Origin of the sequence: Embleya sp. NPDC059237, assembly GCF_042754105.1 — a bacterium.
Lineage (GTDB): Bacteria > Actinomycetota > Actinomycetes > Streptomycetales > Streptomycetaceae > Embleya.
This window is the reverse complement of sequence record NZ_JBHZAE010000021.1, coordinates 196,563-210,054: the sequence shown is the minus strand read 5'-3', so window position 1 is coordinate 210,054 and position 13,492 is coordinate 196,563. Positions and strand designations below refer to the sequence as shown.

Here is a 13,492-nt window from a genome sequence, read left to right as displayed (position 1 = left end):
GCTCACGCAACGACGTCGGCGGCCGATCCCGAAACCCGAACCGAGCCAGTGACCACGCCCAACCACGCGGCTCCGGACGTGCGGTCCCCGTGTCGTCGGGGGTGTCGGGGAACTCCCCATCTCCCTTCGGCGGTTGCGCACGGGTCGGCCGGCCGGTCGCCACGTCACTCGTCACCCGAGCATCGTACTGACGTACGAATCGCCCGATCGCCCGTTGCGCAACCTCCCGAACCGCGCAGCGAAGCGACGCCGAGGGGAACGAGCGTGCGACGGCCGGGTAGCATGCCCCTTGCATGATGCGATCAAGGGACGCGCACAAGGGGCCGTCCCGGTGCGGTCGGTTCGAAACGGAGGTGGCGACTCGATGGACTCCGGGTTCGAGCGTTCACCCGAGCAGGAGGCTCTCATCGCGGACTGGACTCCGCCGGGGATCGACACCACCAAGCCGCACTCGGCGCGCATTTACGACTACTTCCTCGGTGGCAAGACGAACTTCGCCCCCGACCGGGAAGCCGCCGAACAGACGTTGCTCGCCGTTCCGTACGCGCGTACCGCCGCGCGGGCGAACCGGGCGTTCCTGTTGCGGGCGGTCGCACACCTCGCCCGGCTCGGGATACGGCAGTTCCTCGATCTCGGCACCGGCATCCCCGTCGAGGGCCGCAACACGCACGACGCCGCCCAGGGGATCGCGCCGAACTCCCGAGTGGTGTACGTCGACAACGACCCCATCGTCCTCGTACACGCCCGTGCGCTGCTGAGCAGCCACCCCGACGGCGAGACCGCGTACATCGACGCCGACGTCCGCGACCCGGACGCCATCCTCGACCACCCCGCACTCGTGCGGTCCCTGGACCTCGACCGGCCGCTCGCGGTCATGCTGCTCGCGATACTGCACTTCGTCCCGGACGACGAGAAACCGGCGGACCTCGTGCGCCGGTTGACCGAGCGGCTCCCCTCCGGCAGCTACCTGGTGCTCTCGCACCTGACCGGCGACTTCGACCCGATCGGCACCGGCGGCGGCGCCAACGTGTACCGCAAATCGGGTATCCCGATGCAACTGCGCAGCCGCGCCGAGGTGGAGGCACTGGTGCCGCAGGGCTGGGAACTGCTCGAACCGGGCGTGGAACTCGTCTCCCGATGGCACCCCGAACCCGACGCCGAATTCCCGGACCCGGCCGACATCGGCTGCTACGGACTGCTGGCACGCAAACCCTGAAGACACGGCATCCCGCCGGTGCGGCGGCCTCGACCCGAGCCGAGGCCGCCGCACCGGGACCGGATGGGTCAGCCGCCCTCGGGGCGAAGGGCCCCGCGGGCGACCATGTCGACGGCGGCGTCCACGTCCGGGGTCATCCAGCGGTCGTCGCCGAGAACGGGTACCCGTTCCCGGAATCGACGGTGCAATTCGTCGGTGGCCTTGGCCGGTGACAGCTCGCCCATGGCCGGACGGACCAGGTCGATGCCCTGGGCGGCCAGCAGGAATTGCACGGCAAGCACGATCTCGGCGCGGTGCAGGTTGTCGTCGAGGTTGCGCACCGAGGCCATCGCCATGGTGTTGTGATCCTCCTGCCCGAACTTCTCCGGTCGCGACAGGACCCCGGCGGGCATGGCACGCGCCTGCATCTCCGGGATCAGCGCCGCGCCGACGGTCTGCACCTGCACCATGCCGGAGTTGAGCCCGACCGGCGGACCGGCCAGGTTGTCGGGGAGCCCGTAGCTCCACTTGGACGCGATCAGCCGTCCCGACAACTCGTGGGAGAGCACGGAGACATCGCTGATCTGGGCATTGAGGGTGTCGATCGCATGCCCGATCTGCGCGCCGTCCCAGTTACCGCCCATCAGGAACTCCCAGGTGTGGTCCGGGCGTTCGAACAGCAGTGGGTTGGAGGTCGAGGCGTTGGCCTCGCGGGTGATGATGGTTGCGGCCTCCTCCAGGGTTTGCCGAACGGTCGCGACGATGTGCGGGGCGGCGCGTACGGAGACGGCGTCCTGGACCCGCGGGGACGTCTCGCCGAACCGTGCTCGGCCCGGTTCGGTCATCCATTCGCTGCCGTCGGTCAACTCCCGCAGCCTGGCCGCCTCGTGCTCCTCGGCGGGGATGCGCCGTTCGGCATGCGTACGTTCGTCCAGGGAACTCGCCTCGGCTCGGGTTGCCTCCAGGAACAGCCCGAAGGCGCCGCGGAATTGGTCCAGGAACCGTTCCGAACGATCCACCGACGCCGTATAGCGGGCGGTGAGCACGCCGCTGCCGCTGATCAGCGGCAGGGTCTCGCCGGCTTCCAGGGGGAATTCGAGCGGCAGGCCCGCCTGTCGAAGCACCTCGCGGGCGTCGCGCGCGGGCCCCTCGCGAAACCGGGCGGTGCCCGCGTCGCCGGTGAGTACGAGTCCCGCGGCGGCCATCGGCTGAAGGTCTCCCGTGCCCAGCGAGCCGATCGAGGGCATCACCGGGGTCACGCCGGCATTGACCAGCGCGAGCATGCGCTCGACCATTTCGGGCCGTACGCCCATCCTGGCGCGGGCCATGGCGTTGGCCCGCAACACCAGGGCCAACCGGGCGATACCGGGGGAGAGTTCCTCACCGATGCCGGCGGCGTGCGAGCGCAGGACCCGGCGTTGGAAATCGACTTGTTCGTCGTCGGTGAGGGGGTGGTCCTTGAGCGGGCCCAGTGCCTGGTTCCAGCCGTATACACGCTGTCCGCGTTCGAGGGCCGCCAGTGCTCCCGCGCGGGCGGTGCGCATACGGGCGGCGGCGGTCGGGGCCAGGTGCACCGCGCCGGCGTTTCCGTGCAGTACGGCCTTCATCTGGGCGAGGGTCAGATGATCACCGTCGAGCCTGATGCCCGCCGCCTGCTCGGCGCCGGTCGACACGAGCGAGGTCGCCTGTCGCCGCGGGGCCGGGTTCGGACTCGGACTTGCCGAGCCCGTCACCAGGGTCGATGCCGCGGCAGCCGCGACGACGATGCCGGTCCACCGTCGCCGACGGCCGGGCATCGCCGAGCGGAACCGGGTCGTCGCTGGTCTGCGGAAGCGGTTGAGACGGGGTGTATGCGAGGAGTGGTTCACGCCGGGATCATCGGTCGATCGCACCGACGACCTTGAGCGCCTCGGCTGCGGATGGTCGCCGGTCGGCGGTGGCGTCGGCCGCGGCCGCGGGTGTCCCTGTCGGCGATTTCGCCTTCGTCGGATTGGGTGATGCGGATGTATCGGTGGACATGGGGGCTCCGAAAGCAAGATGGGATGGTGTCCGGGCATCACGGGGTGGGGCGACGGCCGTCGAGGAGGTTCAGGCAGACGCAGGCGCCGGGCGCGGAGCATGTCGAGGCAGATCCGCTAGACGGCCGTGGTCGGCCACGCCCGGAGGTCGCGGACGTCCTGGTGTTCGTTGCGCAACACCCGCAGCCAGGTCTCCTGGATCGCGTCCTCGGCGTCGGTACGCGAGCCGAGCATGCCGTACGCCACCGTCCGCAGATGCGGGCGCACGACCTCGAACCGATCGGCCGGCCATGCTTCGCGGGCTATGGGGCCGGCCGGTCGGCCCTGCTCGGGCCCGGGTTCGTTGCGGGTGGTCGGGTCGGTATCAGAACCCGATGGCCTCGCGCAGGAGCAGTACGGTGACCCGGCCGGGATAGGGCTCGGCGTGCATCACGAGCAGGCGGTTGATCGCGCTCGGCGCACCGTAGACCTTGCGGGTGCGTTCGTCCTCCAGCGGCAGGGCGTGCTCCTCGAGGCGGTGCATCGCTGTCGGCAGGTCGGGGACGACCTTCTGCGCGCCGACGATCCAGATCGCCCGGCGGGCGCCGCCGGAGTAGGCGGGCAGTTGGCTGCCGCTGCCGGAGGCGACCACCAGCGACCCGGTTTCGGTGACCGCGGCGACGCTGCCGACGACCACGTCCGGGGTGCTGGTCAGCCGTCGGATCTCGTCGCTCTCGGTGGCCCGGTCCATGGTCAGCACGCGAGGTCGGATCGCGTCGTAGCGACCGCCGGTGTTGAGGTCCTCCTCGATGCCGGACAGCCGCAGTGTCTCGCCGGCTCCAGTGAACACCGACGCACCCTCGGGAATCAGCTCGCCCACGCGGCTGCGCGCGGCGGCCGCGTCGGCCAGGATCTCGACGGCGAAGCCGTTCTCCCGCAGCGCTGCGGCCGCCCGTTCGAGGCGCGACACGGGCGCGGGTTCGGCGAAGTCCGCCGTGATGGTGGCCGTGGCCGTGGCCGTGGCCGTGGTCGGGGTGGCGGCGGGCGTGCTCATGCTTCCTCCGGATCATGGGGGTCTGGTCGGCGGGCCGCGAACTCGGGATGTGGTGTACTCGCCGCCACCCCTTCGACCAGGCAGTCGCTCGGAATGTGAGGCGGCGCGGCCGGTCTGCGGCCGACCTGACGTTTCGGCGGCCTGTCCGGTCGAACAGGTGTGATCGAACGGATGAGAGCGACGGACGGGGACACGATGTACGAGAGCGGCGTGGAGGCGGTCATGGAGGAGCGGCAGCGGCTGATCAACCTGGCCTATCGGCTGCTCGGATCGCTCGCCGACGCCGAGGACGTGGTCCAGGAGACCTACGCCCGCTGGTACTCGATGACCGACGCGCAACGCGACGAGATCGAGGTCCCGGCGGCCTGGCTGACGAAGGTGGCGGGCCGGGTGTGTCTGACCCTGCTCGGCTCGGCGCGGGCCAGGCGGGAGACCTACGTGGGTGAATGGCTCCCCGAGCCGCTGCCCGAGCCGACCGAGTGGATCACCGGGGGAGCGGCCGGCGGCGGCATGGATCCGGCCGATCGCATCACCCTGGACGAGTCGGTCAGCATGGCCTTCCTCGTCGTGTTCGAGTCGATGACCCCGGCCGAGCGGGTGGCGTTCGTCCTGCACGACATCTTCCGCTACCCGTTCACGGAGGTCGCCACGATCGTCGGGCGTACCCCCGCGGCCTGCCGCCAGTTGGCCTCGTCGGCTCGGCGGCGGATTCGCGAGTCACGGGTCGACGCGGACCCGAGCGCCGGCCACGCCGCGGTGGTCCGCGACTTCAAGGCGGCCTGGGACGCGAAGAACATCGGCGCGCTGATCGGCCTGCTCGACCCGAACGCCACCTGGATCGCGGACGGCGGCGGCAAGGCCGTCACCATCCTGGATCCGATCATCGGCGGCGAGCGGATCGCCCACACCTACCTGCAACTCGCCACCGTCGCACCCGACTACACGCTACTGGAGCGTACGGTCAACGGCCTGCCCGGCCTGGTGGTCCAGCAGAACGGCCGCGCCGTGACCGTATTCGCCTTCCACGTGGTGGGCGAGCGCATCCACCACATCTGGACGGTCCGCAACCCGGACAAACTCCGCCCATGGACAACCCGCTGACCCGAGCGCGCGATGGCACTCCCGGTCGCGGCGTGGTGCTTCCGGCTAGCGCTCCAGCACCAACCGCTGGGCGGGGCGCACCGGTCGGCCGAAGTGGGCGCAGCGCTCCTCGAACCCCGGCGGGAGCCACGTGCCGCCGAGCAGCCGCGGATGGGACGGAAACGCCGCGAGGGCCGCCAGCGCGAACACCAGGGACGCCCACGGGGTGGCGAGGCGCACGCACATGTACCCCTTGCCGTACATGTCGTGGTAGCGGGCCTCGAAGACGCCGGGCTCGGGCAGGTCGATCTGGTCGAGACCGGTGAAGCCGAGACTCAGCGGGTTGCGGGGATGCGCGAGATACGCGGTCAGGTGCGTGATGGTCAGTTCGCCGCCGCCGTCGTTGACCCAGCGCGGCACGGTGTCCTGCTGCGCACGCTTGCGGCGCGCCGCGTTGCCCAAGGCGTTCACGGCAAGCGCGCCCACCACGAACCCGGGCCTGCCGATCGCGGCCACCCCCGTGCTGCGGTAACTGCCGTTGCCCACGGCGCGCAGCCGGAACTGCTCTCCCACCCCGGTCGCGAGTACGCGCTCCCCCGGCGCGATCCGGGCCGTACTCGCCACGAGCGGGCGGCGGTCCGCCTGGCCGGTGACGACATCGGCCACGATGTCGCAGGTGTACCAGAGGAATTCGTCGGTCTGCGTCCACCCGTTGGCCGGCTGGGAGCCCATCCGGTTGCTCACGCTCGTCCCCTCGCCCGGCGAGCCCCGTGCTGCGCCGCGATTCCGAGTCTAAGCGTGTCTGATATACCAGAGCTTGAACACACCCCCACAACCCCCACCCGCGAGCCCTCCACCGACGACTCGCCGCACCCGGCCGGTCGGCGGGCGATGCCGCCGACCGGGTCGAGTTCGGCCTCGGAGCACCACGGCTGATGGTGCCTCGGCTGTCGGGGTGGAATCAGGGGCTGGGGTGGCCGAACCAGCGGGAGAGGTGGGTGTTCAGGTCCTGTTGGTTGTCGCCGATCCAGGCGATGTGGCCGTCGGGGCGCAGGAGGACGCATGGGGCGTCCAGTGCCGCGGTGGGGTCCGCGACGTGGTCGACGCGGTCCGACCAGGCGCCGGTGGTCAGGTGTTCGGTGCGGTCCAGGAGTAGGCCGCGGCCGTGGTGCAGCAGGGTGTAGAGGCGGCCGTCCTTTACGTCGATGTCGCGCATGCGGCGGCCGAGGAGGTCGGGGCCGTCGCCGAAGTCGTAGCGGATGTCGATCGCGGTGATCTTCTCGATGAGCCGGCGGTTCACCTCGTCGATGTCCATCAGTTCGGTGAGGAGCCTGCGTACGGCCTGCGGGCCCGGGTCGGTGGAGTGCAGTTCGGTCTGGGCGCGGGTGTTGTCCAGTACGTCCGCGGCGACCGGATGGCGTTCGCTGTGGTAGGTGTCCAGCAAGGTCTCCGGTGCCCGGCCGCGGATGTGCGCGGCCAGTTTCCAGCCGAGGTTGACGGCGTCCTGAACGCCCAGGTTGAGGCCCTGCCCGCCGGTGGGCGGGTGGATGTGCGCCGCGTCGCCGGCCAGCAACACCCGCCCGACGCGGTAACGTTCGGCCAGCCGGGTGGCATCGCCGAAGCGGGACAACCAGCGCGGGGAGTGCACGCCGAAATCGGTTCCGGCGATGGCGCGCAGCTGTTGTCTGAAATCCTCGAGGGTGGGCGGTTCCGTGCGATCGGCGACGCCCGCGGCCGGGACCAGGACGCTGTACACCCCCTCGCCGAAGGGTTGGAGCCGGAATCGCCTGTTGGTGCGGCTGATTTCGCTCACCTTGGCGGCGATCTCCTCCTGCGGCGCGCCCACGTGCATCTCGCCCATCAGCGTGTCGTTGCGCGAGGGCTCGCCGGGGAAGCCGACGCCGAGCCGTTTGCGTACCGTGCTGCGGGCGCCGTCACAGCCGACGAGATAGCGCGAACGCAGCCGTTCGCCATCGGCCAGTTCGACGGTCACACCCTCGTCGTCCTGCTCGAAACCGGCCACCGCACAGCCGCGCCGGACCTGCGCGCCCAGTCGGGTCGCGTGCTCTTCGAGCAGACGCTCGATGACCGGCTGCGGGATGCCCAGCAGATAGGCGTGCGCGGAATCCAGGCCCCGGGGCGCGGGTTTGTCGATGGCGGCGAAGAAGCCGCCGGCCGGACGCCGCCGGCCGCGTTCGAGCAGACGATCCAGCAGTCCGCGCATGGCCATCAGTTCGAGACTGCGAATGTGCAGACCGACGATGCGGACGAACGATACGGGCTCGGTTTCCTTTTCCAGAACGAGCACCCGCACGTCGTGCAGCCGCAGTTCGGCGGCCAGCATGGCGCCGCTCGGCCCGCAGCCGGCGATGATCACGTCGAACCCGAGGGGCGCACGATCGGTGCCGCCGACGGCCGAGGCGCGGAGTTCGGGGGTGGCTTGTGGAGATTGCATGGGTATTGCCTTTCGGGAGTGCCTTGTCGGCGAGGCGCTCCCGGCGATACCTACGTCAATCGCCGGCCGTGACCGCAAGGGGGAGCACCCATATCGCTACAGCGTTCATGGGTCTCACCTCCTCGGGCGGTGTCACGGTCGAGTGCAAGGTATAGGCGTGGGCCCCACCCGTCCAATGCTTTTCCGGCCAGACGGACGAGCCCCTGCTCCGGCCGGAACCCGGCGAGCTCACGCCGACGGATGTTGGCTGTTTTGCGACACATGTAGGCAGATTAATGGAAGAGAGCCATTGCGCCCTCGTGACAACGTGACCCCATGAGCAAGACACCGGGGGATGCGCGTCGCCGGCGGCATCGTCCCCGTCCAGGGGCGGAGCCGCCCGCGACGCCCGCACCGAAGGCATCCCGGGGCATCGGGGCCCGGATACGTCGCGCGGCGGTGGACACGCGTCCGTTCGCCGTGCCGGCCTATCGGCGGGTACTGGTCGGCCAAGGGGCCTCGCTGGTGGGCACGATGGTCACCGAGGTCACCGTCCCGGTACAGATCTACTCCATCACGAACTCGTCGTTCTACGTGGGCCTCGCCGGACTCTTCGGCTTCGTGCCCATCGTGGTGTTCGGCCTGTACGGCGGCGCCGTCGCCGACCGGGTCGATCGCCGCCGGCTGTGCCTGTGGTCGTCGCTGGTGACCTGGGCGGTGACCATCGCGCTGCTCGCCCAGACCCTCCTGCACGCCCGCTCGGGGTTCCTCCTGCTCGGCCTCGTCGCCGTCCAGGGGGCCGGGTTCGCCACGGCCTCCTCGGCGCGCGGCGCGATCATTCCGCGCATCGTGCCGCACGAGTTGATCCCCGCCGCCAACACCCTGAGTTTCACGGTGGGCAACATCGGCCAGATCGCGGGACCGCTGGTCGCGGGCGTCCTGCTCACCCTGCCGCACGGGTTCGCCTACGCCTACGCCGCCGACGCCCTCCTGTTCACCCTGTCCCTCTACTCGACATGGAGACTTCCGCCGATCCCGCCGGCGGGGGCCGCGACGGGCACGGGGATCGGCGCCGTGTTCGAGGGCCTGCGCTTCATCGGCGGCAGTCCGATACTGCTGATGTCGTTCGCCGTGGACATCGCGGCCATGGTGCCGGCCATGCCGAACGCCCTGTTCCCCGAGGCCGCCGCCACCCGCTTCCACGGCGGGATCGGCGTCCTGTACTCGGCGGTCGCCATCGGATCCCTGCCGGCCGGCCTGTGCAGCGGATGGATCGCGCGCATACGCCGCCAAGGCGTCGCGCTCACCCTCGCGGTGGTCGCGTGGGCGAGCGCCATCACGCCGGCCGGCGTCACCCGCGCCCTGTGGCTCGCCGTCGCCCTCCTCGTCCTCGCCGGCGCCGCCGACCTCGTCAGCGCCGTCTACCGGCAGACGATCCTGCAGACGTGGGCCCCGGACGAGATGCGCGGACGTATGCAGGGCGTGTTCACCGTCGTCGTCAGCGGCGGCCCCCGACTCGGCGACCTGCGGGCGGGAGCCATGGCGGCGACCACCACCCTCGGCATCGCCTGGTCGGGCAGCGCCATGCTGTGCATCGTCCTGGTCATGGTCGGCGCCCTGGCCGTACGCCCGTTCCGGCTCTACGACGCCCACGGGAAGCATCCCGCAAGCCCCCCGCCGATGCCCAACCCACCAACCCCGCGCCCCCAGTCCCCGGCGGAACCGGCCCGGTGAGAGCGCCGCCGTCGCCTGGGACGTGGCCGGGGCCGCCTCTGACGGGTTTTACGCCACGGCGCTGGGGGCGGCGAGTACTCGGGCGACGACTTCGCCGGCGGCGCCCAGCACCGCGCCGTCCGTGAGTTCCGAGCGCCATATCGTCGGGGTGCGGCCGCGGAGTCTGCCGCCGCCGGCTTCGAGGGCAGCGGTGATGTGCGGGGTGAGCCAGGGGGCCATGCGGGCGGGAAGGCCGCCGAGGACGAGGGCCGCGGGGTCGAAGAGGTTCGTGACGGCGACCAGGGCGATGCCCAGTCCTTCGCCGGCCCGCTTCGCGGCCGCGAGGGCGCGGCGGTCCTTCGCCTCCAAGCGGCGCACGAGTTCGGCGGCGCCGGCGCCGAGCAGGTCTGCGGAGTCCCGGACGTCGGGTCCGGCGGGGGCGGTGTCCGGCACGTCGGCCGCCCGCAGGACCGCGTCCAGCCCGGCGACCTGTTCCAGGCAGCCGCGCCCGCCGCAGCGGCACGCGGGTCCGCCGGGGGCGACGACGACGTGGCCGAGTTCGCCGGCCGCGCCGTGCGTACCGCGGAACAGTGCGCCGGCGACGACGATTCCCGCGCCGATGCCGGTTTCGCCGGACACGTACACGTAGTCGCCCAGCCCCGCGCCCGCGCCGAACCACAACTCGCCGAGGGCGGCGAGATTGGCCTCGTTGTCCACCGTCACCGGTAGCGGTTGGGACGGCAGTGCCTCGGCGAGGAGTTCGGCGGCGGGCAGCGCGTCCCAGCCCAGGTTCGGCGCGTTCACCGCCCCGCCGTGCAGCACGCCCGGGACCGCCACCGTCGTCCCGACGAGGGTGAGCCCGGCACGGCGCGCCTGCCCGGTGACCGCGTGGGCGAGCCGGCCGAGGGCCGCGACGTCCCGGTCCGGGTCGGAACCGGCGCCGGCGCGAAGGACGCTGCGGCGGATGCGTACCCGCCGGGTGAGGTCGAGGACGCACGCGGACAGGTAACCGACGTTGATCTCCAGGCCGAGCCCGGCGATCGGCCCCGACGCCACCGACACCGGAGCGCCGGGCCGCCCGCGTCCGGCGCGGACCGGGTCCTCGGCACTCACCAGCCCGAGCGCGGTCAGCGCGGCGACTCGCGCCGACACGGTGGTCTTCGTGAGCCCGGTGAGCGCGGCCAGCCGCGCGCGGGTGATCGGCTGGCTGCGGTCGATCTCGGCCAGCACAAGTGCCAGGTTGCGTTCGCGCATCCCGGCCAGATCGGTGGGGCCGTCCGGCGTGCTCATGGCGCGGATCCTCTCACCTGCGGACGGACGGTCTTCCCGCGGGCGGCTATTGACAGTTGCCCGGGTGCGCGGTTGGCTCGTTTTCGAGTTTAGTCCAGAGTCCTAACTAATTGGGTGCCGATTCGAATCGGTTCGATTCGCTCAGGGAGGCGCGATGATCGACCTTGTCCCGACCCCGGAAGACCATTTCAGCTTCGGGCTGTGGACGGTCGGATGGCAGGCGCGCGACCCGTTCGGGGACGCCACCCGCGCCCCGCTGGAGCCGGCCGAGGCGGTGTGCCGGCTGGCCGAACTCGGCGCGCACGGCGTCACGTTCCACGACGACGACCTGATCCCGTTCGGTGCCGAGGAGGCGGAGCGGGCGAAGCGGATCGCCGCCTTCCGGGCCGCGCTCGACGCGACCGGCATGATCGTCCCGATGGTCACGACGAACCTCACGGCCCATCCGGTCTTCAAGGACGGCGCGTTCACCGCCAACGACCGCGGCATCCGCCGGTTCGCGCTGCGCAAGGTCATGCGCAACCTCGACCTCGCCGCCGAACTCGGGGCGCGGACCTACGTGTTCTGGGGCGGCCGGGAGGGTTCCGAGACGGACGCCGGCAAGGACGTGCGGGTCGCGCTCGACCGCTACAAGGAGGCGATCGACATCCTGTGCGCGTACGTCCGGGACCGGGGCCACGACCTCCGGTTCGCGTTGGAGCCCAAACCGAACGAGCCGCGCGGCGACATCTTCCTGCCCACCGTGGGCCACATGCTCGCGTTCATCGCCCGCCTGGAACACCCCGACATGGTCGGGCTCAACCCCGAGGTCGGTCACGAGCAGATGGCCGGGATGAACATGGTGCATGCGGCGGGGCAGGCCCTGTGGGAGGGCAAGCTCTTCCACATCGACCTGAACGGCCAGCACGGGCCCAAGTACGACCAGGACCTGGTGTTCGGCCACGGCGACGTCAAGAGCGCGTTCTTCCTCGTCGACCTGCTGGAGCACGGCGGCTACGACGGGCCCCGGCACTTCGACTTCAAGCCGATGCGCACCGAGGACACCGCCGGGGTGTGGGCGGGCGCCGCCGCCAACATGCGCACCTACCTGCTGCTCCGCGAACGTGCCCGCGCGTTTCGCGCCGACCCCGAGGTGCGCGAGGCCAGGGCCGCCGCCGGGCTGGACGAGCTGGCCGTACCGACACTCGCGCCGGGCGAGACGTATGCCGACCTCGCCGGCGACACGTTCGACCCCGACGCGGCCGCGGTCCGCGGGTCCGGCTACGAGCGGCTCGACCAGCTGGCCGTGGAACACCTCCTGGGCGCGCGCTGACATGCCGGGGCGGACCCTGGTCGCGGGCATCGACTCCGGGACCCAGTCGTGCAAGGTGCTCGTCTGCGACGCGGTGAGCGGCGCGGTGTTGCGGCAGGGACGGGCGCCGCACCCGGACGGCGGCGAAGTCCCTCCGGAGGCCTGGTGGCAAGCGCTGCGGACGGCCTCGGCCGAGGCCGGGGGACTGGACGACGTCGCGGCGGTGGCGGTATCCGCGCAGCAGCACGGCGCGGTTTGCCTCGACGAGGACGGCGCGGTCGTCCGCGACGCGCTGTTGTGGAACGACACCCGGTCGGCCGGCGCGGCGGCGGCGTTGTGCGCCGAGTACGGCGGGCCCGAGGCGTGGGCGCGCGCGGTCGGGAGTGTGCCGGTCGCGTCGTTCACCGTGAGCAAGCTGCGCTGGATCGCCGAGCACGAGCCGCGGTCGGCGGCGCGGACGGCGGCGGTGTGCCTGCCGCACGACTACCTCACGTGGCGGCTGACCGGCGGCGGTGACATCGGCGGGCTGACCACCGATCGCGGCGATGCCTCCGGGACCGGCTACTGGTCGCCCCGCGAGGAGGCATACCGGCCGGACCTGCTCGGCGCGGCGTTCGGCGCCCGGCCGGTGTTGCCGCGGGTGCTCGGTCCGCGGGACGCGGCGGGCCGTACGGCGTCGGGCGTGCTGGTCGCGGCGGGCACGGGCGACAATATGGCGGCGGCGCTCGGCGTGCACGTCGCGCCGGGGGAGGCCGTCGTGTCGCTCGGGACGTCCGGGACGGTGTTCGTGCGGTCGGCGTCCCCGACGGCGGACCCGTCCGGGACCGTGGCGGGATTCGCCGACGCCACCGGCGCGTTCCTGCCGCTGGCCTGTACGCTCAACGCCGCCCGCGTCCTGGACGCGGCGGCGGGCATGCTCGGCGTGTCGCACGAGCGGCTCGCCGAACTCGCCATGGCCGCACCGCCCGGCGCCGACGGCCTGGTCCTCGTCCCGTACCTGGACGGCGAACGCACCCCCAACCTCCCGAACGCAGCCGGCGCCCTGCACGGCCTGACCACGGCCAACGCCACCCCCGCCCACCTGGCCCGCGCCTACGTCGAGGGTATGGTGTGCGGCCTGGCCGACGCCCTCGACGCCGTGCTCGACACCACGGCCACCGATGTCGCGGGCATCCGGCTGGTCGGCGGCGCGGCCCGCTCGCCGGCGGTCGCGGCCATCGCCGCGGAGCTGCTCGACCGCCCCGTCACGGTCCCCGCAACCGGTGAACTCGCCGCGTGGGGCGCGGCCCGGCAGGCCGCGTGGGCCCTGGCGGAGGACCCGCATCCTCCGGAGTGGCCGGTCCCCGGCACGACATACCTGCCGGTGCGCGGCGGCGCGGCGGCCGTTCGCGCACGGTATGCCGCCGCTCGCCCACTCCACCTGGACCGCCTCTGACGG

General features: G+C 71.9%; 11 protein-coding genes. 5 read left to right on the top strand and 6 right to left on the bottom strand.

What is annotated here, in order from left to right:
- Positions 1-364: 364 nt before the first annotated feature.
- Positions 365-1,216: an SAM-dependent methyltransferase gene (locus tag ACFXKZ_RS43950; RefSeq protein ID WP_380010972.1), complete on the top strand. Its 852-nt coding sequence runs from the start codon at positions 365-367 to the stop codon at positions 1,214-1,216.
- Between the two features lie 68 nt (positions 1,217-1,284).
- On the opposite strand, the gene hutH is transcribed toward ACFXKZ_RS43950, so the two are convergent.
- The 3 genes from hutH to ACFXKZ_RS43935 form a co-directional block, all read right to left on the bottom strand.
- A complete protein-coding gene (hutH, locus tag ACFXKZ_RS43945; protein WP_380010969.1) occupies positions 1,285-2,868 on the bottom strand; it encodes a histidine ammonia-lyase in 1,584 nt (527 codons plus the stop codon).
- A gap of 462 nt (positions 2,869-3,330) precedes the next feature.
- On the bottom strand, positions 3,331-3,480 hold the full coding sequence (locus tag ACFXKZ_RS43940) for a sigma factor (protein ID WP_380010966.1): 150 nt from the start codon (positions 3,478-3,480) through the stop codon (positions 3,331-3,333).
- Between the two features lie 97 nt (positions 3,481-3,577).
- A complete protein-coding gene (locus ACFXKZ_RS43935; protein WP_380010963.1) occupies positions 3,578-4,246 on the bottom strand; it encodes an LUD domain-containing protein in 669 nt (222 codons plus the stop codon).
- 171 nt (positions 4,247-4,417) lie between these two features.
- Between ACFXKZ_RS43935 and sigJ the strand changes: the two genes are divergently transcribed.
- The gene (sigJ, locus tag ACFXKZ_RS43930) at positions 4,418-5,347 is read left to right on the top strand and encodes an RNA polymerase sigma factor SigJ (RefSeq protein WP_380010960.1); all 930 of its coding nucleotides are present in this window, start codon (positions 4,418-4,420) and stop codon (positions 5,345-5,347) included.
- 45 nt (positions 5,348-5,392) lie between these two features.
- On the opposite strand, the gene ACFXKZ_RS43925 is transcribed toward sigJ, so the two are convergent.
- Together ACFXKZ_RS43925 and rox are read right to left on the bottom strand one after the other, a co-directional pair.
- Positions 5,393-6,070 (bottom strand): hypothetical protein, encoded by a 678-nt coding sequence (locus ACFXKZ_RS43925; protein ID WP_380010958.1) that lies wholly within the window; start codon positions 6,068-6,070, stop codon positions 5,393-5,395.
- 217 nt (positions 6,071-6,287) lie between these two features.
- Complete coding sequence (rox, locus tag ACFXKZ_RS43920; protein ID WP_380010955.1) at positions 6,288-7,781, bottom strand: rifampin monooxygenase; 1,494 nt, start codon at positions 7,779-7,781, stop codon at positions 6,288-6,290.
- Positions 7,782-8,219: 438 nt separating this feature from the next.
- On the opposite strand from rox, the gene ACFXKZ_RS43915 reads away from it, so the two are divergent.
- Complete coding sequence (locus ACFXKZ_RS43915; RefSeq protein ID WP_380010952.1) at positions 8,220-9,494, top strand: MFS transporter; 1,275 nt, start codon at positions 8,220-8,222, stop codon at positions 9,492-9,494.
- Between the two features lie 48 nt (positions 9,495-9,542).
- Here the strand turns inward: ACFXKZ_RS43915 and ACFXKZ_RS43910 are convergent, their stop codons facing one another.
- On the bottom strand, positions 9,543-10,763 hold the full coding sequence (locus ACFXKZ_RS43910; RefSeq protein WP_380010949.1) for an ROK family protein: 1,221 nt from the start codon (positions 10,761-10,763) through the stop codon (positions 9,543-9,545).
- 154 nt (positions 10,764-10,917) lie between these two features.
- On the opposite strand from ACFXKZ_RS43910, the gene xylA reads away from it, so the two are divergent.
- Complete coding sequence (xylA, locus tag ACFXKZ_RS43905; RefSeq protein WP_380010946.1) at positions 10,918-12,075, top strand: xylose isomerase; 1,158 nt, start codon at positions 10,918-10,920, stop codon at positions 12,073-12,075.
- Position 12,076: 1 nt separating this feature from the next.
- On the top strand, positions 12,077-13,489 hold the full coding sequence (gene xylB / locus ACFXKZ_RS43900; protein WP_380010943.1) for a xylulokinase: 1,413 nt from the start codon (positions 12,077-12,079) through the stop codon (positions 13,487-13,489).
- The last annotated feature ends 3 nt before the right edge of the window (positions 13,490-13,492 follow it).

Coding starts and splice junctions, on each gene's coding strand:
- sigJ (WP_380010960.1), top strand. CDS start 4,418: ATGAGAGCGACGGACGGGGACACGATGTACGAGAGCGGCGTGGAGGCG.
- ACFXKZ_RS43910 (WP_380010949.1), bottom strand. CDS start 10,763: ATGAGCACGCCGGACGGCCCCACCGATCTGGCCGGGATGCGCGAACGC.
- xylA (WP_380010946.1), top strand. CDS start 10,918: ATGATCGACCTTGTCCCGACCCCGGAAGACCATTTCAGCTTCGGGCTG.
- rox (WP_380010955.1), bottom strand. CDS start 7,781: ATGCAATCTCCACAAGCCACCCCCGAACTCCGCGCCTCGGCCGTCGGC.
- ACFXKZ_RS43935 (WP_380010963.1), bottom strand. CDS start 4,246: ATGAGCACGCCCGCCGCCACCCCGACCACGGCCACGGCCACGGCCACG.
- xylB (WP_380010943.1), top strand. CDS start 12,077: ATGCCGGGGCGGACCCTGGTCGCGGGCATCGACTCCGGGACCCAGTCG.
- ACFXKZ_RS43950 (WP_380010972.1), top strand. CDS start 365: ATGGACTCCGGGTTCGAGCGTTCACCCGAGCAGGAGGCTCTCATCGCG.